Source organism: Azospirillum sp. B510 (assembly GCF_000010725.1).
GTDB lineage: Bacteria > Pseudomonadota > Alphaproteobacteria > Azospirillales > Azospirillaceae > Azospirillum > Azospirillum lipoferum_B.
Map to the genome: position 1 here is coordinate 692,385 of NC_013854.1, position 20,360 is coordinate 712,744.

At 68.0% G+C, this 20,360-nt stretch carries 23 protein-coding genes; 11 read left to right on the forward strand and 12 right to left on the reverse strand.

Annotation, left to right across the window (positions count from 1 at the left end):
- Window positions 1-81 precede the first annotated feature (81 nt).
- Window positions 82-810, forward strand: coding sequence for a 7-cyano-7-deazaguanine synthase QueC (gene queC / locus AZL_RS03235; protein ID WP_012973238.1), 729 nt, complete (start codon window positions 82-84; stop codon window positions 808-810).
- Window positions 811-837: 27 nt separating this feature from the next.
- On the opposite strand, the gene AZL_RS03240 is transcribed toward queC, so the two are convergent.
- Window positions 838-1,845: a tripartite tricarboxylate transporter substrate binding protein gene (locus AZL_RS03240; RefSeq protein WP_012973239.1), complete on the reverse strand. Its 1,008-nt coding sequence runs from the start codon at window positions 1,843-1,845 to the stop codon at window positions 838-840.
- A 358-nt stretch (window positions 1,846-2,203) separates the two neighbouring features.
- On the opposite strand from AZL_RS03240, the gene AZL_RS03245 reads away from it, so the two are divergent.
- From AZL_RS03245 to AZL_RS03255, 3 genes are all read left to right on the forward strand, one after another.
- Window positions 2,204-2,680, forward strand: coding sequence for a tripartite tricarboxylate transporter TctB family protein (locus AZL_RS03245; protein WP_042442434.1), 477 nt, complete (start codon window positions 2,204-2,206; stop codon window positions 2,678-2,680).
- The gene (locus AZL_RS03250) at window positions 2,677-4,179 is read left to right on the forward strand and encodes a tripartite tricarboxylate transporter permease (protein ID WP_012973241.1); all 1,503 of its coding nucleotides are present in this window, start codon (window positions 2,677-2,679) and stop codon (window positions 4,177-4,179) included. The genes AZL_RS03245 and AZL_RS03250 overlap by 4 nt, the downstream gene beginning before the upstream one ends.
- A 139-nt stretch (window positions 4,180-4,318) precedes the next feature.
- Window positions 4,319-4,552, forward strand: a complete 234-nt coding sequence (locus AZL_RS03255; protein ID WP_042442436.1) for a hypothetical protein — start codon at window positions 4,319-4,321, stop codon at window positions 4,550-4,552.
- A gap of 8 nt (window positions 4,553-4,560) precedes the next feature.
- Here the strand turns inward: AZL_RS03255 and AZL_RS03260 are convergent, their stop codons facing one another.
- Window positions 4,561-4,911: a cupin domain-containing protein gene (locus AZL_RS03260; RefSeq protein WP_012973242.1), complete on the reverse strand. Its 351-nt coding sequence runs from the start codon at window positions 4,909-4,911 to the stop codon at window positions 4,561-4,563.
- 16 nt (window positions 4,912-4,927) lie between these two features.
- Window positions 4,928-5,638 carry an HAD family hydrolase gene (locus AZL_RS03265; protein WP_012973243.1) on the reverse strand — a complete coding sequence of 237 codons (711 nt, stop codon included), beginning with the start codon at window positions 5,636-5,638 and terminating at the stop codon, window positions 4,928-4,930.
- Between the two features lie 324 nt (window positions 5,639-5,962).
- Between AZL_RS03265 and AZL_RS03270 the strand changes: the two genes are divergently transcribed.
- Complete coding sequence (locus tag AZL_RS03270; protein WP_042442439.1) at window positions 5,963-6,175, forward strand: DUF1127 domain-containing protein; 213 nt, start codon at window positions 5,963-5,965, stop codon at window positions 6,173-6,175.
- Window positions 6,176-6,388: 213 nt separating this feature from the next.
- Here AZL_RS03270 and AZL_RS03275 read toward each other — a convergent pair whose 3' ends face one another.
- Entirely contained in the window at window positions 6,389-7,537 is a 1,149-nt protein-coding gene (locus AZL_RS03275) for a type III PLP-dependent enzyme (protein ID WP_012973244.1), read from the reverse strand.
- A 437-nt stretch (window positions 7,538-7,974) separates the two neighbouring features.
- On the opposite strand from AZL_RS03275, the gene AZL_RS03280 reads away from it, so the two are divergent.
- A complete protein-coding gene (locus AZL_RS03280) occupies window positions 7,975-8,583 on the forward strand; it encodes an MgtC/SapB family protein (protein WP_012973245.1) in 609 nt (202 codons plus the stop codon).
- Here the strand turns inward: AZL_RS03280 and AZL_RS03285 are convergent.
- From AZL_RS03285 to AZL_RS03300, 5 genes are all read right to left on the reverse strand, one after another.
- Complete coding sequence (locus AZL_RS03285; RefSeq protein ID WP_042442441.1) at window positions 8,549-9,751, reverse strand: multidrug effflux MFS transporter; 1,203 nt, start codon at window positions 9,749-9,751, stop codon at window positions 8,549-8,551. The genes AZL_RS03280 and AZL_RS03285 overlap by 35 nt on opposite strands.
- A 124-nt stretch (window positions 9,752-9,875) precedes the next feature.
- Entirely contained in the window at window positions 9,876-10,052 is a 177-nt protein-coding gene (locus AZL_RS36565; RefSeq protein ID WP_173380466.1) for a hypothetical protein, read from the reverse strand.
- A 17-nt stretch (window positions 10,053-10,069) separates the two neighbouring features.
- Window positions 10,070-11,011: a bifunctional riboflavin kinase/FAD synthetase gene (locus AZL_RS03290; protein WP_012973247.1), complete on the reverse strand. Its 942-nt coding sequence runs from the start codon at window positions 11,009-11,011 to the stop codon at window positions 10,070-10,072.
- Between the two features lie 146 nt (window positions 11,012-11,157).
- Window positions 11,158-11,607, reverse strand: a complete 450-nt coding sequence (locus tag AZL_RS03295; RefSeq protein WP_012973248.1) for a MaoC family dehydratase — start codon at window positions 11,605-11,607, stop codon at window positions 11,158-11,160.
- A 465-nt stretch (window positions 11,608-12,072) separates the two neighbouring features.
- Window positions 12,073-12,666, reverse strand: a complete 594-nt coding sequence (locus AZL_RS03300) for a septal ring lytic transglycosylase RlpA family protein (protein ID WP_012973249.1) — start codon at window positions 12,664-12,666, stop codon at window positions 12,073-12,075.
- Window positions 12,667-12,835: 169 nt separating this feature from the next.
- Here AZL_RS03300 and AZL_RS03305 point away from each other — a divergent pair, with 169 nt between their 5' ends.
- Window positions 12,836-13,885 (forward strand): alpha/beta hydrolase, encoded by a 1,050-nt coding sequence (locus AZL_RS03305; RefSeq protein WP_247894258.1) that lies wholly within the window; start codon window positions 12,836-12,838, stop codon window positions 13,883-13,885.
- Between the two features lie 30 nt (window positions 13,886-13,915).
- Entirely contained in the window at window positions 13,916-14,929 is a 1,014-nt protein-coding gene (locus AZL_RS03310; protein WP_042442443.1) for a DUF6352 family protein, read from the forward strand.
- A gap of 10 nt (window positions 14,930-14,939) precedes the next feature.
- Here the strand turns inward: AZL_RS03310 and AZL_RS03315 are convergent, their stop codons facing one another.
- Complete coding sequence (locus AZL_RS03315) at window positions 14,940-16,118, reverse strand: AI-2E family transporter (protein WP_063828217.1); 1,179 nt, start codon at window positions 16,116-16,118, stop codon at window positions 14,940-14,942.
- Between the two features lie 124 nt (window positions 16,119-16,242).
- On the opposite strand from AZL_RS03315, the gene AZL_RS03320 reads away from it, so the two are divergent.
- The gene (locus tag AZL_RS03320; RefSeq protein WP_012973253.1) at window positions 16,243-16,767 is read left to right on the forward strand and encodes a CreA family protein; all 525 of its coding nucleotides are present in this window, start codon (window positions 16,243-16,245) and stop codon (window positions 16,765-16,767) included.
- 48 nt (window positions 16,768-16,815) lie between these two features.
- On the opposite strand, the gene AZL_RS03325 is transcribed toward AZL_RS03320, so the two are convergent.
- Window positions 16,816-17,784, reverse strand: coding sequence for a succinylglutamate desuccinylase/aspartoacylase domain-containing protein (locus AZL_RS03325; RefSeq protein WP_042442445.1), 969 nt, complete (start codon window positions 17,782-17,784; stop codon window positions 16,816-16,818).
- 268 nt (window positions 17,785-18,052) lie between these two features.
- Between AZL_RS03325 and AZL_RS03330 the strand changes: the two genes are divergently transcribed.
- Window positions 18,053-18,919: an N-formylglutamate amidohydrolase gene (locus AZL_RS03330; RefSeq protein WP_012973255.1), complete on the forward strand. Its 867-nt coding sequence runs from the start codon at window positions 18,053-18,055 to the stop codon at window positions 18,917-18,919.
- A 79-nt stretch (window positions 18,920-18,998) separates the two neighbouring features.
- On the opposite strand, the gene AZL_RS03335 is transcribed toward AZL_RS03330, so the two are convergent.
- On the reverse strand, window positions 18,999-19,319 hold the full coding sequence (locus AZL_RS03335; protein WP_012973256.1) for a DUF1476 domain-containing protein: 321 nt from the start codon (window positions 19,317-19,319) through the stop codon (window positions 18,999-19,001).
- 172 nt (window positions 19,320-19,491) lie between these two features.
- Here AZL_RS03335 and AZL_RS03340 point away from each other — a divergent pair, with 172 nt between their 5' ends.
- Window positions 19,492-20,265 carry an NRDE family protein gene (locus tag AZL_RS03340; RefSeq protein WP_012973257.1) on the forward strand — a complete coding sequence of 258 codons (774 nt, stop codon included), beginning with the start codon at window positions 19,492-19,494 and terminating at the stop codon, window positions 20,263-20,265.
- Window positions 20,266-20,360: the final 95 nt, after the last annotated feature.

The window sequence follows — 20,360 nt, forward strand, 5'->3', positions numbered from 1 at the left end:
CGGCGACCGCTCTGGCCTGATCCGTCCGGATGTGCCAGAAGCTGACCGCAGAGGTGTCAGCTTGGGAAAGGCAGGTGTGCGATGGCCGGTCCGGATGGGCGCAAGGATGCGGTGGTGCTGGTCAGTGGCGGGCTCGATTCGACCACGGTGCTCGCCATCGCCAAGGCCGAGGGCTATCGGGTCAACGCGCTCAGTTTCCGCTACGGCCAACGCCATTCGGTGGAGTTGGAGGCGGCCCGGCGGGTGGTCGCGGCGATGGGGGTCGAGCGGCATGTGATCGCCGACATCGACCTGCGCGCCTTCGGCGGTTCGGCCCTGACCGACGCCATCGCCGTGCCGAAGCATGACAGCGCCGCCGATCTGGAGGCCGAACTGGGGCAGGGCATCCCGGTGACCTATGTGCCGGCGCGCAACACCGTCTTCCTGTCCTTCGCGCTGGCCTGGGCCGAGACATTGGGGGCGTCCGACCTGTTCATCGGCGTCAACGCCCTGGATTACTCCGGCTATCCCGACTGCCGGCCCGAATATATCGCGGCCTTCGAGACACTGGCCAATCTGGCCACCAAGGCGGGGGTGGAGGGCGGCAGCCGGTTCCGCATCCATGCGCCGCTGATGACCCTGGACAAGGCCGCCATCGTCCGTCGTGGGCTGGAACTGGGGGTGGACTATAGCCTGACCCATTCCTGCTACGACCCGACGCCGGCGGGCCTATCCTGCGGGGCTTGCGACAGCTGCCTGTTGCGCCTGAAGGGTTTTTCCGAAGCTGGAACGACCGATCCGATTCATTACGATACCGGAAAGAATGCCTGACCGATCGGATCGTTCCGATAGCGTTTCTTATTTCCAGGGCGTCTCGGCCCACAGCTTGCGGAAGTCGCTGTCGAGCTGGGTCAGCTCGGCGGCGAAGGCGTCGGGGGCGACGATGCGCAGCGGCTGGAAGGTCTCGCGGGCCTTGGCCTGGAATTCCGGATCCATGGCGGCCTTGGTGATCGCATCGATCAGGGTGCCGCGAATTTCCGGCGGCAGGCCCTTCGGCGCGCCGATGCCGCGCATCGACACCATGTCGATGGCATAGCCCTGCTCGCGGAAGGTCGGCAGGTCCGGCGCCATGTCCCAACGCGACCGGCTCATCACCCCCAGCATCCGCACCGGGTCGCCGCCGGCCAGGCCGCGCAGCCCCTCGCCCAGATTCTGGTTGGTGATCTGGATGTGCTGGCCCAGCATCGCGCGGTAATTCTCCGCGCTGCCGGGGAAGGGGACATGGGTCAGATGGACTCCGGCCTGCCGCTCCAGCAGCACCATCGCGAGATGGTCGTCCGAACCGATCCCGGTGGTGCCGACGGTCAGGGTGCGCGGATTGGCCTTGGCGTGGTTGACCACATCGGCGACGGTGTGGAAGGGGCTGTCGGCGCGGACGGTCATCACGCCCGGGTCGTCGATGACGTTCACCAGAGGATCCAGCCGGTCCAGGCCATAGCGGGCCTGGCGTTCGATCGGGATGGTGATCAGGTTGGGCGTGTTGATGAAGCCGATGGTGTAGCCGTCGGGAGCGGCGTCGGCGATGGCGGCGAAGCCGATCTCGCCGCCGGCGCCCGGACGGTTCAGCACCACGATCCGCGCGCCGCCCAGATTGCGCTCGATGTAGGGCGCCAGCATGCGGGCGGTCACGTCGGTCGAGCCGCCGGCCCCATAGGCGACGATCATGGTGATCGGCTTTTCCGGATAGGCGGCCTGGAGCGCCGGGCTGGCGCCGGCGCTCAGGATCAGGCCCGCCAACGCCATGCCGGCGAAGGACGCGGCTCGGCGGCAGGCCGCGCGCAGGAAGTGGGTCGCTGCTGTCATCATCTTTCCCTCTGATTTTTCTGATCGGCTTATTGGGGCCCCTGACCAGGGTCGCGCCCCCGGATATACGCGTGTATGATCGGATGAAATCCGTATCCATGCGAGCAATTTGACGCTGATGCCCAAGCAAAAATCCGATGAAGTGCCGATTGATCCGGATTTATAAGGGCGCATTGATGGGATGATTCGACCAAGAGGGGTGTATCTTCCGAAGCTTGCGCAACTCCATCGGCGAAAGAGGCTTGGGGGCGGATCGGCGGAGGTGGCCGGCCGCAGCACAGGCGTCCCGCCTCGTTGAAGCAGAGGTCGCGGCCAGCGATCCCGTCGCCATCACATGCCTGAGAGAGCGGACATCCATCCAATGACACATATTTCGAGATCGCCCAGGCCGCCGGCTTCCCGGCTGAGATCGCCCCAGGATTTCGCCGCCGGGCTGTTGTTCGGGGGCATCGCCCTTGGCGGGCTGTGGTTGGCGCGCGGCTGGTCGGCCGGATCGCTGGCGATGATGCAGGCGGGCTTCTTTCCGCGCCTCGTCTGCTATCTGCTGCTGGCGACCGGGCTGGTGACGATGCTGCGCGGCTTGACCGCCGAGGCGCCGGCGACGCTGGGCTGGGCATGGCGGCCGTTGATCGCCATCACGGTCGCGGTGGTGGCGTTCGCCGCCCTGCTCGACAGGCTCGGGCTGGTGCTCGCCATCCTGGCGTTGATCTGGATCGGCGGGCTGGCCGGCCGGCCGTTGCGTCCCGGACCCTTCACCGCCCTATGGGCGACGCTGGCGTCGGTCTGTGTCGCCATCTTTTCCTGGGGGCTGGGCTTGCCGCTCCAGATCTGGCCATGACCGACGTCTTCGCCAATCTCTGGCTTGGGCTGGGCGTGTCGGTCGAACCGATGAATCTGGTCTACTGCTTTCTCGGCGCCCTGATCGGCACGCTGATCGGCGTCCTGCCCGGCCTGGGTCCGACGGCGACGGTGGCCCTGCTGCTGCCGATCACCTTCTATCTGCCGCCGGTCGGCGCGCTGATCATGCTCGCCGGCATCTTCTACGGCGCCCAGTATGGCGGCTCCACCACCGCCATCCTGGTCAAGCTGCCGGGCGAATCCTCCTCGGTCATGACCTGTCTGGACGGCAACGCCATGGCGCGCCAGGGCCGCGGCGGTGTCGCCCTGGCGACGGCGGCGCTCGCCTCGCTGTTCGCCGGCATCGTCACCACGCTGGTCATCGCCATCGCCGGCCCGCCGCTGGCCGGGGTGGCGCTGGCCTTTGGCCCGTCGGAATATGTGGCGCTGATGCTGGTCGGCCTGATCGGCGCGGTGATCCTCGCCCATGGCTCGGTCGTGAAGGCGGTGGCGATGATCCTGATCGGGCTTCTGCTGTCGATGGTCGGCACCGACGTCAATTCGGGGCAGATGCGCTTCACCTTCGACATTCCGCAGCTCTATGACGGGCTGGATTTCGTGCCGCTCGCCATGGGTCTGTTCGGACTGGCCGACATCATCATCAACCTGGAGGAGACGGAGGGCCGCGGCATCGAGCCGTCGCCGATCCACAGCCTTTGGCCGAGCTGGGCGGACTTCAAGGAGGCCTGGCCGGCGGCGGTGCGCGGCACGGCGCTGGGGGCCTTCCTCGGCATCCTGCCGGGCGGCGGCGCCACGCTCAGCGCCTTCTCCTCCTACGCGTTGGAAAAGAAGGTGGCGCGCGATCCCGCCGCCTTCGGCAAGGGCGCCATCCAGGGCGTCGCCGGGCCTGAGGCCGCCAACAATGCCGGCGCCCAGGCCAGCTTCATCCCGATGCTCAGCCTCGGCATTCCGTCGAATGCGGTGATGGCGCTGATGATCGGCGCCATGATGATCCATGGCATCACGCCGGGGCCGCAGATCATGACCAAGCAGCCGGAGCTGTTCTGGGGCATGATCGCCAGCATGCTGGTCGGCAATGTCATGCTGGTGGTGCTGAACCTGCCATTGATCGGCATCTGGGTACGGTTGCTGCGCGTGCCCTACGCCTATCTGTTCCCGGCCATTCTGGTCTTCTGCTGCATCGGCACCTACAGCCTGCGCAACGACGTCTTCGACGTGGCGGTGATGGCCGGCTTCGGCCTGTTCGGCTATGTGCTGAAGAAGCTCGACTGCGAGCCGGCGCCGCTGCTGCTCGGCTTCGTCCTCGGTCCGCTGCTGGAGGAGAATCTGAGCCGGGCCATGCTGCTGTCGCAGGGCGACCTGACCGTCTTCGTCAGCCGCCCGATCAGCGCCGGTCTGATGGCGGTCGCCGCCGGGCTGCTGGTCCTGGTCCTGCTGCCGGCCTTCCGCCGCCAGCGCGAGGTGGCCTTCAAGGAATAGCCGGGGGGCGAGATCGCGACGCCGGATCCTGCGGCATCAATGCCGTGGGATCCGGCTCTTGCCATATAAGATAAAATTTTATATAAAAGTATATCGACTTATCCGGATTAAGCTGTTCGGGGTAAGCAGGGAGCGCATCATGGCCGCCACCGCCTGGATGGGACAACGCCTGAACCGCCGCGCCGCGCGGGCCGTGTTGCGCGAGCATCGCCGGGCCAACGCCCGCAAGCGTGTCTGGACCCGCGATATCGCCCGCCTGATGCTGGTCGCCTCGGTCCTGGTCCTGGGCGTGCTGGCGGTGGAGATCGGGCGCAAGGCCGTTACCATCCTGAGCCACAGCGCTACCCAGAACACGGTCGAGATCACCGGCTGAAACGGATCTCAGGGCAGGACGACCACATAGCGCTTGGTGGTGGTGGCGACCACCGTCCAGCTCCCCTGGAATCCCGGTTCGATGACGAAGCGGTCGCCGGCCTTCAGGGGCCATGACCGCCCATCCTCATGGGCGACGACGCTCTCGCCCTCCAGGATCTCGCAATATTCCCACTCGTCATAGACGATGCGCCAGGACCCCGGCGTCGATCGCCAAGTGCCGGCGAAGCGCTTGCCGTCGGCCGACTCGTAGCCGTTCCATGTGGTGAAGACCGGAGCCCCCGACAGGAGGCGGTCGGCCGCCGGGGCGCCGGTCTCGGGCGTGATGCCGGCAAGGTCGGGCAGAGGGGACAGGATCACGGGCGGCGCTCCTTCTTCAAATCGCCAGCAGGGCCGGCAGGTCGCGGATCGACTCCAGCCGGCGATACTGCTCGTCCGGCACCTCGGCCTCCTCATGCGCCCAGGTGATGGCGTAGGGGATGTGGACGGCGTGGGCGCCGGTGGCCAGAACCGGCAGGATGTCGGAGCGTAGCGAGTTGCCGACCATCAGGAAACGCGCCGGGTCGATGCCGTGACGATCCATCACCCGGCGGTAGGTCGCCGGGTCCTTCTCGCTGACGATCTCCACCGCATGGAACCGCTCCGACAGGCCGGAGCGCGCGATCTTGCTCTCCTGGTCGAACAGATCGCCCTTGGTGATCAGCACCAGCCGGTGGCGCCCGGACAGCTTCTCCACCACTTCCGCCACGCCCGGCAGCAACTCCACCGGATGCGCCAGCATCGCCTTGCCAAAATCGATCAGGCTTTGCAGGTCGCGGGCCGGGACATGGCCGTCGGTGACCGCGATCGCCGTTTCGATCATCGACAGGACGAAGCCCTTAATGCCATAGCCATAGACACCGAGATTGGCCCGTTCGGCCTCCAGCAGGCGGCGGTCGAGGTCGGCGGGATCGGCGGCATGGGCGAGCAGGGCGCGGAACCGGTCCTGCGTCATCGAAAACAGCGATTCATTGTGCCAGAGCGTGTCGTCGCCATCGAAACCGATGGTGTCGATGCCCGGCGGGAGGAGGGGGAGGGGGCTGTTCATCGTCCGTCCATCGGCCTGCTCGCGCGCTCGCGCGATTGATCAGTAAGTAAAACAATACATCGCCCAAGTCGGTCCGGCTTGTCCAGCGGATGTCGATGCGCAGGTTCCTTATTGTCTGTGTTGCTGACGGTAAGTATCCGCAATGACGATTTTGCCACAGATCGGTGACATTCCATGGTGAGTTCTTCGCTGCCTGCAAAGCGGGCATGTTGCCGACGGGGGTGGCAACATGGCGGAAAGGAGCGTAATTATATTTCCACACAAGGAGGACGTGATCGCCGACCGGCGGACCCTCCATAACAAGACATCTCAGGAATCTCCATCATGGCCACCATGCTGCATTCGGCCGAAGCCGGCCGCACCACCTCGACCTTCGCCCATGTCGTCGAGGTCGCTTCCAACCTGTTCGGCCTGTGGCGCCAGCGCGTTATCACCCGCCGCGAGCTGGGTTATCTGGACGACCGCATGCTGCAGGACATCGGCTTCAGCCGCCTGGATGCCGAGCGCGAGATGTCCAAGCCGTTCTGGCGCGAATGAGCGCTTGCACGCCGGCCGGCGAACGCATCGAAAAAGGCCGCTTCCGTTGATCGGAAGCGGCCTTTTTCATTGCCCGGATTTCGGGGTGCCTAAAAACTGATCAGCTTAAAAACTGAGCATCTCAGAACGAAGAAGCCCGCCGCCGGATGACCGGCAGGCGGGCTTTTACTTGACGCGTCGGGCAAGGGCAGGGTGGAGACCCGCCCCCGTCTTTCAGATGCAGTAGTGCTTGAGCGGCTCGAAGCCGTTGAAGCAGACGGCCGAATAGGTGGTGGTGTAGGCGCCGGTGGCATGGATGCGCACGCGGTCGCCGGCCTTCAGCCCCATCGGCATCCTGTACTCGGCGCGCTCATACAGCACGTCGGCGCTGTCGCAGGTCGGGCCGGCGAGGATCACCGCCTCGCGGTCGTCGTCCTGCCCGTCGATGGCCTCGTCGCCCAGCACCTCGATCGGGTACTGGATCGCCTCATCCATCGTCTCGGCCAGACCGCCGAACTTGCCGATGTCGAGATAGACCCAGCGCTTGGCGTCTTCGGCCGACTTGCGCGACACCAGGACCACTTCGCTCTCGATGATGCCGGCGCTGCCGACCATGCCGCGGCCGGGCTCGACGATGGTTTCCGGCAGGTGGTTGCCGAAATGGGTGCGCAGCGAGTCGAAGATCGCCTGGCCGTAGGCGGTGCATTCCGGCACGTCGGTGCGGTAGCGGGTGGGGAAGCCGCCGCCGAGGTTGATCATGCCGAGATCGACGCCGAGAACCTCAAGCTCGCGGAACAGCTGCGCCACCTGGAAGATGGCATGGTCCCACTGCATCAGGTCCTTCTGCTGCGAGCCGACATGGAAGGACACGCCATAGGGCTGGACGTCCATGTCGCGGGCCTTCAGCAGCAGCGCGCGCGCCATCGCCAGATCGCAGCCGAACTTGCGCGACAGCGGCCATTCCGCCCCTTCGCCCGAGGTCAGGATGCGGCAGAAGACGCGGGCGCCGGGGGCGGCGCGCTCGATCTTCTCCAGCTCCGGCTCGCTGTCGAAGGCGAACAGGCGCACGCCCAGCTCATAGGCGCGGCGGATGTCGCCTTCCTTCTTGATGGTGTTGCCGAAGGAGATGCGGTCCGGGGTGGCGCCGGCGGCCAGCGCCATCTGGATTTCCGGGACGGAGGCGCAGTCGAAGGCGGAGCCGAGACGGGCCAGCAGGCCGAGGATTTCCGCGGCCGGGTTCGCCTTCACCGCATAGAAGATGCGGGCGTCGGGCAGGGCGTCATGCAGATCGTTGTAGTTCTGCTCGACAACGTCCAGATCGATGACGAGGCAAGGGGTCTGCGGGCGCTGCTCTTCGAAAAAGCGCGCAATCTTCTGGGTCATCTCAGTCTCCTGGGACGCAAGATGATGGAACGGAAAGGGCGAAGTCGGGGGAACGGAGCGGCCCAGCGCGAACCGATCGGCGAAAAAAGCCGATCAGGCGCTCAGGCCGCCAATACTGGATTGCCCCGTACAGAAGCCGGTTCTGTCCGTATGGTCCAGGAGCGAGGGAGTTCGGAGACGGGTGAGCGCGCGCCCACCCACAACAACATCAACCATCGTAACCTCCAAGTCGCCGCCTTGTTTAAGGGACGGTCGGGGATCACGCGTTACGTCGTTGCATAACCACATCTCGGAGACGCCGAGGGGCGGGCCAGCGGCACGTGCGCTTGCGAGTTCGCGTTACATAGATCCAACGGGATCGGATTCAAAGTGAAAAATGCCCCACGTCCCAAAAAAGTGGCAGGCCGTCGGGGAGCTAGGAAAACCGGAGCGATTTCATGGACTTGACCGCGATTCTGACCATGGAGGAGATGGGGTTGCGGTTGCTGGCCGCCGCCTTTTGCGGGGCGCTGCTCGGGCTGGATCGCGAAATGCGGGGCAAGGCGGCGGGGCTGCGCACGCATACGCTGATCTCCATCAGCTGCGCCCTGACCACCATGGTCGCGCTGGAGCTTTTCGCCGGCTTGCAGGCCGGCGGCGGCGAGCGGCCGAGCGACCCGGTGCGTGTCATCCAGGGCGTGGCGCAGGCGGTCGGCTTCATCAGCGCCGGCGTGATGTTCCGCTCCGGCGACAGCGTGCATGGCGCCACGACCGCCGCGGTCATCTGGATGGCGGGCGGGCTCGGCATCGCCTGCGGTGCCGGCTTCTATGGGCTTGCCGGTATGACGCTGGCGCTGTGCCTGGGCGTGACCGTCCTGTTCACCCTGCTGATCGACCATTTCCCTCCGCCGGGACGGGCGGTGTCCGGCGATCCCCGTTCCGATGAGGCGCGCAAGCCGCGGGAGCGCCGCCGCGTCGCCCGGAACGCGGCCCGAGATGCCGGCCCCCCGGATGCCGCTGCTACTGGCCGGATCAGGCGGATCGCCCGCTCTTCGCCGCGGGGATGACCAGCAGCCGGTGGGACAGCAGCGCCCCCAGCGCCACCAGACCGATGGTCCCCATCATCGGCAGGGCGGTGCCGTTGTTCATGTGGCCGACGACGATGCCGATGACGGCGGCGATGGACATCTGGGCGAAGCCGAGCAGCGAGGAGGCGAGCCCGGCCATGGTGGGGTAGGGGCCGACCGCGTTGGCGGTGGCGTTGGGCAGGGTCAGTCCGGCGCCCAGGATGAACAGGAAGACCGGGACCACGATGGCCGCCAGATGCAGGACGCCGGCCAGCGCCAGCCCGCCGCCCGTCAGCCCGCCGCAGAGCGACAGCAGCGTGCCGATCCGGATCATCCGCGCGCCGCCGAGCCGCCGCGTCAGCCGCCCGGCCAGGAAGGAGCCCAGCATATAGCCCAGCACCACCGCGCCGAAGCTGGCGCCGAACTGCGCCGGGCTCAGATGCAGCTGTTCGATCAGCACGAAGGAGGAGCCGGAGATGAAGGAGAAGATGCCGCTGTAGGAAAAGGCCACCACCAGCACGGAGCCGAGAAAGCCGCGGTTGCGCAGCAGAAGCAGATAGTTGGCGGCCAGCCGGCCGGGCTGGAGGGCCTCCTCGTCGCGCTGCGCGTTGGTCTCGGGCAGGAGAAGCCACACCGCCGCCAGGATGGCGCAGGCGAAGACCGTCAGCAGGACGAAGCTGGCACGCCAGCCCGACAGTTCCATCAGCACGCCGCCCAGCATCGGCGCCACCGCCGGGGCCAACGCCATCGCCATCGCCATATAGGCGAGCACCGTGGTCGAACGGTCGCGGCCGAAGACGTCGCGCACCACCGCGCGGGCCACCACCGGTCCGCAGCAGGCGCCGAGCGCCTGGAAGAAGCGGGCGGCGATCAGCCCTTCGATGTTGCTGGTCAGGGCGCAGACGGCGCTGGCCGCCAGATAGATCGCCACCCCCACCAGCAGGGTCGGCCGCCGGCCGAAGCGGTCGGACATCGGGCCATAGACCAGCTGCGACACCGCGAAGCCGACCAGGAAGATCGACAGCGTCAACTGCACCGTGGCGACATCGGTGTCGAACACCCGCACCAGCGTCGGCAGCGACGGCAGATAAAGGTCGGTGGAGAGCGGGCCGAAGGCGACCAGCGCGGTCAGCAGGACGCGGATCGTCAGGGAATCGGGACGGGGCATCGGGGCGGCTTGCCGAGGGAAGCGGAAACGGGGCGGCACTGTATCAGATGAAACCACGGCCACCAGCGCGCATCGCGCACGGCATCCCCGCCGCCAACGCCCGCCGTCCGCTTGTCCGTCCCGCTTATTTTTCCGGCAACACCATGCGGATGCAGCGCGACAGCACGGTGTTGCCGGTCATCTCGCGATAATTCTGGATGATGATCGGCTCGGCCGCCTTGCACTGGTCCAGGCTGGCGAATTCCAGCGTGGTCGGGCCGCCCTGGTTCAGTATGAACAGCAGCATGAGAACCCGTTCCATCCCGGCATCCCTCCCTTTCAGCCGGCCGTCAGCATGGCGCGGGCGGCGGCGGCATCCTGCACGATCTGGTCCTTCAGCGCGGCGAAGCTGGGGAACTTCATTTCCGGCCGCAGGAAATCGATCATCCGCACCCGCAGGTGCAGATCGTACAGGTCCAGATCGACGTCGAACAGGTGGGCCTCCAGCCGGGCGACCGTGCCGTCGACGGTGGGACGGGCGCCCAGATTGGCCACGCCCGGCAGCCAGACGGTCTCGCCGCCGCGGTCGACCCCGGCGCGGATGGCATAGACGCCGAAGGCCGGGCGCAGATACTCGCCCAGCTCGATGTTGGCGGTGGGGAAACCGATGGTGCGGCCGCGCTGGTCGCCATGGACGACGCGCCCCTCGATCTCCCAGGGGTGGCCCAGCACATGGGCGGCTTCGCGCGGCCGGCCGGCGGTCAGCGCGTCGCGCACGCGGGTGGAGGAATAGACGCCGCCCTGTTCGTCGGACACCGGTCCGACCTCCGTCACGCCGAAGCCCTGGGCGTGCCCGGCGGCCTGAAGGAAGGCCGGATCGCCCGACCGCCTGTGGCCGAACAGGAAGTCGTAGCCGCAGACGACATGGCGCACGCCCAGCCCGCCGACCAGCACCTCGTCGACGAAGGCCTGCGCGGTCTTGTGGCGGAAGCCGTCGTCGAAATGGCAGACGATCAGCTGGTCGACGCCCAACGCCTCGATATGGCGGGTCTTCACCCGGAAGGGCGTCAGGCGGAAGGGCGGGTCGTCGGGGCGGAAGACGCTGCGCGGATGCGGCTCGAAGGTGACCACGGCCGATGGGACGCTCATCTCGGCGGCAAGGCGCTGGGCGGTGCCGATGACCGCCTGATGCCCGCGATGGACGCCGTCGAAATTGCCCAGCGCCACGACGGCGCCGCGCTCCTCGGCCGGCAGGTCGGCGGTGTGTCTGTACAGTCGCATGCGCGCCCCGGTGCTGTGGGCGGACCCCGGCGGGTCCGCTTGCTCGGGCGTCTATATAGACCGACGCCGGCGCGGGGTAAACGCGCCGGCGCGCTTTACGATGGCGAGCGGGCCAATTGGCGGCGGGCAGGCCGATTGGCCGGGGCTCAGCCGCGGGACGGCACCATCAGCAGCGCCTCGCCCTCGACCACCACGGTCTCGCCGACGGTGCAGACGGTCTTGATGACGCAGCGGCGCTTTTCCGGGATCAGCTCGGTGATGGTGGCGCGGGCGGTGACGGTGTCGCCGGCGCGGACCGGGGCCTTGAACTTCAGCGTCTGGCTCATGTAGATGCAGCCCGGCCCCGGCAGCTTGGTGCCGAGAACCGCCGAAATGAAGCCGACCGTCAGCATGCCGTGGGCGATGCGGCCCTGGAACATGGTGGTCGCGGCATATTCCTGGTTGATGTGGACCGGGTTGGTGTCGCCGGAGATGCCCGCGAACAGGACGATGTCGGCCTCCGTCACCGTCTTGGCGAAGCTGGCCGTCATGCCGACGGACAGGTCTTCGATGCAGTAGCCTTCGGTATCCTTGCGGACCTGACGCACGTCGTCCATCGCAGCAATTCCTCTTTCTCTCGGTGCCTGTTCCAGCGTCTGGCGCCCGGGCGCCGCGCCGTTCGCCGCGATGCGTCATGTGCAGCGCAGCGAGGAGAATGGCACCACGTCTCCTCCAAAAAAGCAAAAAAATCTCTAACGGTTGCTTCAAGTCGGCGGGGTGGGCGATTGCCCGGTCCGGCAGGCGCCGTGACAATGGAGAGGCATCTCCCGCCGCCGGATTACTTCCAGTCGGAGGTATAGGGGGCGGAATGATGCAAGATCAGTGGGTTACTGTAAGAGTCATATCGCTTTGACGGAGTGGGCGCCCTTGAGGGCGACTTTTGAAGGAAACGCCGGGATGGCGGCACCAAAGTCTGTTTCTTTTCAGGGGCCTGACCATCCGGTGACTGTTGGTTCGCCGACGCAATAAATGATCGGCGGCGGATGCGGCGAATCGGAAGCCGTCTTCGCCGCGCCGCAGCATTACTTTCCGGACCCAGGGTGCGACACTGTGTCGCTTCTTCCGCTGGCATCATCACCAGTGCCGCCGCTGGCCGCGCCGCGGCGGCTGTCGCGCTCGGCGACCTGGCTGGCGGGGGCGAGCTGGTCCACCTTCTCCTCCACCTTTTCGCGGGCGGTGTCGGTGGGCTGCTCCGACGGCTTGACCTCGACCTTCACCGGGGCGGTGCCGTCCTCGATCATGTCCAGCTTTCTGGCGGCGGATCGCGACAGGTCGATGACTCGGCCATCGACATAGGGTCCGCGGTCGTTGACGATGACGTCGACGCTCTTGCCATTGTCCTGGTTGGTGACGGTCGCCTTGGCGCCCAGCGGCAGGGTCCGCGACGCGGCGGTCGGCTTGTTCTGGTTCATCGGTTCGCCGCTGGCGGTGGTGCGGCCATGGAATTTCTGGCTGTAAAAGGACGCTTCGCCCTTGTGGACCAGGATCGGTTCGCCATCCTCATGCTCGACATGCACGGGTGGAACCTTGGCCTTATCCTTCGCCAGCGCCGGGACGGCGGTCCCGCTCAGGGTCGTGGCGGCGATCGCCAGGACGATGATGCGTGTTGTCTTCATCGGTACACCTCCAACCGCGGACCAACGCCGTTCAAGGAAAAGAGTTCCCATGCCGGGGGGCAGAAAGACATCGCCGCTATTTCCGGTTTCCAATATCTTGACGAATTCGGATCCCGGGGCCTTTCCGAGGAGCCATCCCGCTTCCAACACAACGGTCAGGGGAGAAAGCATGGCCGATGATGCTGCCTGGACTGCAACCGCCTCCGGGATGACGGCCCCGTTCGACAGCGCCGGGGGGGCGTCTGCCGCCTCGGTGGAACCGCGCCATGTCGTGATGCGCGATATCGCGATGCGTGACGGGGCGCGGCTGCGCGTCGCCGTCTGGCCGGTGCCGCGGCGGGTCCACGGCACGGCCCTGGTGCTGACCGGGCGGGCGGAGTTCATCGAGAAATATGCCGAGACCGCGGCCGCGCTCGCCGCCCGCGGCTTTCGCGTGGTGGCGGTCGACTGGCGCAACCAGGGCCTGTCCGACCGGCCGCTGCCCAACCGGCAGATTCATCATCTGACCGATTTCGCGACGCTGGTGGACGATCTCGACGAGCTCCATCGGCAGGTGGTGGCGCCGGTGGCGGCGGAGACGGGCGGACCGCTGATCCTGCTGGCCCACTCGATGGGCGCGCTGGTGGCGACTCTGGCGCTGGCCCGCCATTGCGACGACGATCCCGGCCGCTATGCCGCCGTGCTGCTCTCGGCGCCGATGTACGCCGTCAACAGCGCGCCGCTGCCGCGCTGGCTGATGCGGGGGCTGGCCGCTCTCGCCCTCGCCTGCGGCTTGGGCACGCGCTACGCGCTGGGGCAGGGCGATTACGATCCGGCGAATGGGCGCTTCCGGCCGGGCAACCGGATCACCTCCGATCCCCGGCGCTATGCCGCCTTCCATGGCCCCTATGCCGCGAGGCCGGAGCTGCGCGTCGGCGGCGTCAGCTTCGCCTGGGTCGCCGCCGCCCTGGATGCCGAGGATGCGCTCCGCCATGCCCTGCCGCTGGAGCGGGTGCGCACGCCGGTGCTGCTGCTGAGCCCGCCGGACGACCGGGTCGTGCGGGCCGAGGCGCACCACGCGGTGGCCGCGCGGCTCGGCAACGCCCATCTGATCGACTATCCGGGGGCGCGGCACGAGCTGCTGATGGAGTGCGACGCCATCCGCGACCGGGTGTGGGCGGACATCGACGCCTTCCTCGACAAGACGCTTGCGCCCGATGGCGGCCCCGTCGTCGGATAGCCTTCTTCAGGACCAGAGGTGCCCAGCAGCATGACCGATTTCTGGACGGCGTCCGGCTTCCACCTGTTGACCCGCGACGCCGACAATCATCTGGCGGTGACGCCCGATTTCCTGCGCGCCTACCTGCTGCGGCCGGAGATGCGCCCGCCGGAGGAGGCCTGCGACGCCGAGCGCACGCTGCACGCCGCCTTGCTGGACGAGCCGGCGCGCAGCGTGCCCGCCCCGCTGCTCGGCGCCATCGCCGATCCGGACGCGCGGGAGAATTTCCAGGTCTGGCTCGCCTTCCGTGACCGGCTGCTGGCCGCCGGGACGCTGGAGGGCTGCTATATCCGGCTCTTCCGCGAGGGCGCGCGCGGCGTGCCCGGCCTGTTCATCGACCAGCTCGCCCATGCCATCCTGCGCGGCATCCTCGACGGAACCCCGTCCGGCCTGCGGGCGCGGGCGGGGGAGCTGTTCTTCCGCGAACAGACGGTGTCGCTGGAGGATGGCCGTGTCCGTCTCGCCGATGCCGAGACGGTGGAGGTGATGGCGGCGTCCGGCGGCTTCGGCTCGCTCGGCCGGCTGGTGGTGGAAGCCGGCACCGCGCCGCGCGGCGTCGAGCTCGACATCCTGGACGAGACCAACCATCCGCTCTACTGGGGCCGCGACGCCCGCCACGACACCGTGCTCGACATCACCTTCGCCGCCGCCGGGCTCGACGCGCTCGCCCGTGTGCTGGAGGCGTGGGTGGCGCATTTCCTGGGGGTGACGGTCAACATCCAGCCGGTGCGGAGCATCCACGACGACCGCTGGGTCTGGCATGTCGGGCTGGACGGCGCCGCCACCGCGATCCTCAACGACCTCTACAACGGGGTGGAGGTGGGGGAGGACCGGCTCGCCCGCATCCTCGCCCTGTTCCGCCTGGAGTTCGCCGACCCCGCCGCCATGCGCCCCGATCTCGCCGGGCGGCCGGTCTATCTCGGGCTGGCGATGACCGAGGGACGGCGGCTGGCGCTGAAGCCGCAGAATCTGCTGGTCAATCTGCCGCTGGCCCCGGTGGCGTGAGGGCGCCGGCTCACCCTCCCAGCAGCGCGCCCACCGGCTTCAGCGGCTCATGCGCGTCGAACAGGATCTTGAGGATCGCCAGGATCGGCACCGCCAGCAGCGCGCCGGGGATGCCCCACAGCCAGCCCCAGAACAGGATCGACACGAACACCGCGATCGGGTTCAGCGCCAGCCGCCGCCCGACGATCATCGGGGTCAGGAAATTGCCCTCGATCGTCGTCAGCGCCACGAAGGACAGCGGCGGCAGCAGGATGGTTCCGATGCCCTCGAAGGTCATCACCGACACCAGGAACAGCACGCCGGTCATCACCGCCGGACCGATGAAGGGAATGTAGTTGGCCAGCGCCACCAGGACCCCCCACAGCGCCGGGTTGGGCAGTCCCCACAGCCACATCACCAATCCGGTCGCCAGCCCCAGCATGGCGTTGATCAGGGTGATGGTCAGCAGATAGGCGGCGATGTTCTGCTGAAGCGTCGCCGCGACCATGGCGTAATGCACGCGGTCGTCGACGTCGCGCATGGTGCCGATCAGCGCCTCCAGCGAATGCCGTCCCCGCGCCAGGAAGAAATAGAGCAGCACCTGAAGGATCACGACGTTGGCGAGCACCGATTCGACCTGGCTGACCGCCTGTTCCATCAGCGACGGGCCGCGCACCACCACCTCGCGCGCCGGGCCGGTCTCGTTGCCGGTCTCCTGGGTGATCTGCTCGATCTGGCGCGAGGCCTCGCGGGCGCGCTCGATGCCGGCGCGGATGTCGCCCAGCTTGAATTCCAGCTCGTGCAGGACCCGCGGCATGCGGTTCACCCACTCCGCCGCCGGGGCCGACAGGGTGTAGACCGCCAGCAGCACCCCGCCGAACAGGGTGATCACCAGGACGGCGGCGCCGATCCCCTCCGGCACGCCGACCCGGTACAGCGCGCGGACCAGCGGCCGCAGCAGGAAGCTGAGGATCAGCGCCAGCATGATCGGCAGCAGCACGTCACGCCCGAAATACAGCATGAACAGGACGGCGATGACGAACAGCCCGACGGCGGCCACCGCCAGCGGATCGCGGCGATGGCCGGGTGGGGGCAGGGGGGCCGTCGCCGGTTCCGGCGTGCCGGCGGGCGGGGCCTCCGGGGCCGGGTGGGGTGAGGCCGGATGGGCGGGTGCCGGGGGGTGCTGGGCGAACGGACTGCGGTCTGTCATCGCGGTGGCCGGGCCTCCGAAGGGCGGCGCTTGACGGTGGCGCCCGATCCTCCGATCTAGGGGAGTGTTTTGCCGGACCGCGCCGCTCGCGGTCCCGCCCGTCCCTGCCGGAGACCCAGTCGCGATGCGCAGCCCGTTTCCCCTGATGAACGTTTCCGCCGGCCTTTTGGTTCTGGGCCTGCTCACCGCCGGGCTGATGCCGCGCCCGGCGGCCGCGGACGACGTTGTCGGCCGCTTCTCCAACGACTGGACCGGCAACGGCCTGCAGGTCCAGGCCATCGAGGATCCCAAGGTGAAGGGCATCACCTGCCATCTGGTCGATTTCGACCGCAGCCTGATCGACCGGCTGAGCAAGGGCAACTGGTTCGAGGATCCGTCCAACGCCTCCATCGCCTGCCGTCAGACCGGGGCGGTGACCGTCGGCGACATCGACCTGTCGCAGAAGGGGGAGGAGGTCTTCTCCGAGCGGAAGAGCCTGATCTTCAAGTCGATCGCCATCCGCCGCATCTATGACCGGCCGAACGACACGCTGGTTTATGTGGTGTACAGCCGGCAGGTGAAGGACGCCTCGGCCAAGACCTCGATCTCCACCGTGCCGCTGTTCAGCGCCAACGCCACCTGGACGAAGGGCAAGCCGGCGGCGAAGTGAGGGCGCCGCGCCCGAGTCTTCACCTGTGGTGCTTCCGCCTGCCGTGCCTCACCCGACGATCCGCCCCAGCCGCACCGCCGTCTGGCCGGACTTCACGCGGCGGGCGGGCATGATCAGGACGCAGTCGTCATAGGGGGTGGTGATCGCATGGTCGTCGTCCCAGCCGATGACCGTGCCGGCGCGGCCGATCACCTCCATCCCGACGAAGGGGGCGGTGAAGCGGAAACGCTCGCTCGACGCGGTGACGGCCTCGGTCACCTCGACCACGCGCTGCGGTTCGCTGCGCGGGCGCAGGCGGGGGCCGTTCGCCGGCGGCGCGATTGCCTCGGGAGGGATCATCTCCAGCCCAAGCAGCAGGCGCAGGCAGCTTTCCAGCGCGACGGTCGCGGTCTCCGCCCGCCAATGCTGGCCGCATTCGACCAGGATGGCGGTGCGCGAGCCCTCCGGTTCGGCGAATCCGCCGTAATCGATCAGCCGCTTGCCCCCGGCATGCCCACCATCCGCCACCACCCAGGCCGGATAGCCGAGGCCGAGCGCCAGATCGCGCCCGCGATTGGTCCGGCCGCACAGGGTCAGCGGCGCGGTGTCCGCCGTCATCGAATGGAGGTCGAGCAGCAGGTCCGCCGACTCATAGACCGGGCGCAGGATGCGGGCCCGCCGCAGCTCCGCGCTGTCGCGCCGGCCGTCGAGATGCTCCGGTGACCACAGGCGGTTGAAATCCTCGTCGAGATAGCGCGAGGCGTAGGGGTTCCGGGGATCGAAGCCGGCATAGGCGGCGGTGTTGGCGAAGACGAAGGTCAGCCGCCCGCGCGCCGGCCGCAGCCCCATCCGCAGCAGCGCGTCGAGCGCGATGGCGCCGCACAGCTCGTTGCCGTGGACCAGCGCGTTCAACACCACATGCGGCCCCGGCTCCGCCGCCGATAGGCTGGTGACATGGTCGATGCCGGTATTGCCGCGCCGGTGGGGGGCGATGTCCGGCGGGGTGAGTTCGACGGGGGCGAAGAGGGGATCGGTCAAGCGGAAGGCTCGCCAGCGGTGGGCGTTCTCAACAGTATGGCGAACCAAACGACCCCGCGCCAGTGCGGCCGGATCGGATGCCACGGCTTTTTTGGCCGGCGGGCCCGGCGCACTGTTGCGGCGGCATGGCAGGATCATGAAGAATTGGCGTCGACGGCGGCTTGACGCTTGGGTTATAGGATTTCCCTGACCGATCAATGGCGTCGGTCGGGCTTGCGCCTCCACAGCTCGGGTTTTCCATGTTTGGTCGTCTGGTCGGAGCCGGTCGATGAGCCTCGTGATCGATGACGTGCTTGTCCGCAACGATCCGGCCGGCCATCGCCTGCCGGTGCTGTTCGATTCGCCGCACAGCGGCAGCGTCTATCCCGCCGATTTCCAGGTGATCTGCCCGCTTCCCCTGCTGCGTCAGGCCGAGGACACCCATGTGGAGGAGCTGTTCGCCAGCGCTCCCGACCATGGCGCCACCCTGCTGTGCGCGCTGTTCCCCCGTACCTGCATCGACGTCAACCGCGCCGTTGACGACATCGACCCGGCGTTGATCGACGGCGACTGGCCGGCGCCGCTGCGTCCGACCCCGCGCAGCACGCTGGGCATGGGGCTGATCCGCAGCATGCTGCGGCCGGGCGTGCCGCTCTATGACGGGAAGCTGCCGGCCGCCGCGGTGGCCGACCGCATCGACCGCTATTACCGGCCGTACCATGCGCAGATGCGGCTGGCCCTGGACGGTCTGGCGGCGCGGTTCGGCGTGGTCTGGCACGTCAATTGCCATTCCATGCCATCGTCCTTGCGGCCGGACGGGCGCGACCCGCTGGCGGTGGATTTCGTCATCGGCGACCGCGACGGCACCACCAGCGAGCCGGGATTCGTCCGGCTGGTGGCGGAGACCCTGCGCGGTTTCGGCCATCGCGTGGCGATCAACGATCCCTACAAGGGGGTGGAACTGCTGGCGCGCTACGGCGAGCCGGCGCGCGGCCGCCATTCGATCCAGCTCGAGATCAACCGGCGCCTCTACATGAACGAGGACACGCTGGAACGCCACGACGGTTTCGTCCGGCTGAAGGGCGAGATCGACATGCTGATCCGCCGCATCGCCGACTATGCCGGCCAGCATGTCCTGGGCCGCGCCGCGGAATAGGGAACGCGTGACGGATCGCCCGCCGCCGGCGGCGGCGGGGTCCCGGCGGGCGGATTGGCGGGAGCTTGGCGGAGCCCGGTCAGTCCCGGTTCACCTGCTGCCGCGCGATGTCGAGGAACTGCGCCATCTGCTTCTCCACCCGGTGATCGGAGATGTCGACGCCGCGGGCGTGCAGGTCGGTGCGCAGCCGGTCGCGGATGTCGTGCGGGCCGGGGGTGGCGATGTCGGTGTCCACGATCTGGCGGGCATAGGCCTCGGCCTCGGCCCCGGACAGCCCCATCAGGTCGGCGGCCCATTCGCCGGCCAGCCGGTCGCGCCGGGCGCGGATGCGGAAGAGCAGGTCCTCGTCGTGCTGGAACTTGGTCTCGAAGGCCTTTTCGCGGTCGTCGAAGGTCGTCATGGGACCCAGGCTCCTTTATTGGTTTCACTCCCCTTGGTAAGGATTATATAGCCCGGACGCGGGGTCCGTCACTGTCCCGCCGCGTCGCAGCCGAAGATATTCCGCAACGTCTTCCAAAGCGTCGTCCGGCACCGCGTTTTCGAAGACCGCATCACGACAGACAGGGCAAGGCATGTGCAGCGTGATCCTCCTGCGTAGACCGGACGCGACCTGGCCGCTGGCCCTCGCCGGGAACCGTGACGAGATGGCCGGGCGGCCCTGGCGGCCCCCCGCCCGCCATTGGCCCGACCGCCCCAATGTGGTCGCCGGTCTCGACGAGCTGGCCGGCGGCTCCTGGATGGGGCTGAACGACGAGGGGGTGGCGGCGGTCATCCTCAACCGCTTCGGCACGCTGGGGCCGGAGGCCGGCAAGCGCTCGCGCGGCGAGCTGGTGCTGGACGCGCTCGACCATGCCGACGCCGCCGACGCGGCGCGCGGCTTCGCCCATCTCGACATCCGCGCCTACCGCCCCTTCAATCTGGTGATCGCCGACAACCGCGACGCCTATCTGGTGGTCCATCGCGGCGCCAACCCGCGCCACCGGCCGGAGGTGTCGTCGATCCCCGCCGGCGTCCACATGCTGACCGCCTTCGAGCTGGACGACCCGCAGGATCCGCGCACCGCCTTCTACCGCCCGCTGTTCGCCCATGCCGTGCCGCCCTCCGCCGACGCCGCCGACGCGGAGTCCTTCGGCTGGGGCGGCTGGCCCGAGCTGATGGGCAGCCGCATCTGGGAGGGGACGCCGGACGAGCGCGGCGCCATGGACTTCCTGCTGCCCGGCGGCTTCGGCACCTCGTCCAGCTCGCTGCTGGCGCTGCCCGCGGTGGAGCGCCCGGACCTGAAGCCGATCTGGCGCTTCGCCCCCGGCCGCCCGCACGCCGTGGACTATGCGCCGGTGGCGCTGTGAGGAATGGAGCGGCGGCGGCACAATCCTGCCCTCCGCCCCCCGTCGTTGTGTTCGCTCCCCCGGCTTGCTATATCACTGAAGCACATTCCTGGGCC

Excerpts from the sequence above, each read along its gene's own strand:
- AZL_RS03280 (WP_012973245.1), top strand. The coding sequence starts at position 7,975 with ATGGACTTGACCGCGATTCTGACCATGGAGGAGATGGGGTTGCGGTTG.
- AZL_RS03255 (WP_042442436.1), top strand. The coding sequence starts at position 4,319 with ATGGCCGCCACCGCCTGGATGGGACAACGCCTGAACCGCCGCGCCGCG.
- AZL_RS03330 (WP_012973255.1), top strand. The coding sequence starts at position 18,053 with ATGAGCCTCGTGATCGATGACGTGCTTGTCCGCAACGATCCGGCCGGC.
- AZL_RS03245 (WP_042442434.1), top strand. The coding sequence starts at position 2,204 with ATGACACATATTTCGAGATCGCCCAGGCCGCCGGCTTCCCGGCTGAGA.
- AZL_RS03290 (WP_012973247.1), bottom strand. The coding sequence starts at position 11,011 with ATGCGACTGTACAGACACACCGCCGACCTGCCGGCCGAGGAGCGCGGC.
- AZL_RS03295 (WP_012973248.1), bottom strand. The coding sequence starts at position 11,607 with ATGGACGACGTGCGTCAGGTCCGCAAGGATACCGAAGGCTACTGCATC.
- AZL_RS03335 (WP_012973256.1), bottom strand. The coding sequence starts at position 19,319 with ATGACGACCTTCGACGACCGCGAAAAGGCCTTCGAGACCAAGTTCCAG.
- AZL_RS03305 (WP_247894258.1), top strand. The coding sequence starts at position 12,836 with ATGGCCGATGATGCTGCCTGGACTGCAACCGCCTCCGGGATGACGGCC.
- AZL_RS03285 (WP_042442441.1), bottom strand. The coding sequence starts at position 9,751 with ATGCCCCGTCCCGATTCCCTGACGATCCGCGTCCTGCTGACCGCGCTG.
- AZL_RS36565 (WP_173380466.1), bottom strand. The coding sequence starts at position 10,052 with ATGGAACGGGTTCTCATGCTGCTGTTCATACTGAACCAGGGCGGCCCG.
- AZL_RS03300 (WP_012973249.1), bottom strand. The coding sequence starts at position 12,666 with ATGAAGACAACACGCATCATCGTCCTGGCGATCGCCGCCACGACCCTG.
- AZL_RS03240 (WP_012973239.1), bottom strand. The coding sequence starts at position 1,845 with ATGATGACAGCAGCGACCCACTTCCTGCGCGCGGCCTGCCGCCGAGCC.
- AZL_RS03275 (WP_012973244.1), bottom strand. The coding sequence starts at position 7,537 with ATGACCCAGAAGATTGCGCGCTTTTTCGAAGAGCAGCGCCCGCAGACC.
- AZL_RS03270 (WP_042442439.1), top strand. The coding sequence starts at position 5,963 with ATGGCCACCATGCTGCATTCGGCCGAAGCCGGCCGCACCACCTCGACC.
- AZL_RS03340 (WP_012973257.1), top strand. The coding sequence starts at position 19,492 with ATGTGCAGCGTGATCCTCCTGCGTAGACCGGACGCGACCTGGCCGCTG.
- AZL_RS03310 (WP_042442443.1), top strand. The coding sequence starts at position 13,916 with ATGACCGATTTCTGGACGGCGTCCGGCTTCCACCTGTTGACCCGCGAC.
- AZL_RS03265 (WP_012973243.1), bottom strand. The coding sequence starts at position 5,638 with ATGAACAGCCCCCTCCCCCTCCTCCCGCCGGGCATCGACACCATCGGT.
- AZL_RS03315 (WP_063828217.1), bottom strand. The coding sequence starts at position 16,118 with ATGACAGACCGCAGTCCGTTCGCCCAGCACCCCCCGGCACCCGCCCAT.
- AZL_RS03320 (WP_012973253.1), top strand. The coding sequence starts at position 16,243 with ATGCGCAGCCCGTTTCCCCTGATGAACGTTTCCGCCGGCCTTTTGGTT.
- AZL_RS03250 (WP_012973241.1), top strand. The coding sequence starts at position 2,677 with ATGACCGACGTCTTCGCCAATCTCTGGCTTGGGCTGGGCGTGTCGGTC.
- queC (WP_012973238.1), top strand. The coding sequence starts at position 82 with ATGGCCGGTCCGGATGGGCGCAAGGATGCGGTGGTGCTGGTCAGTGGC.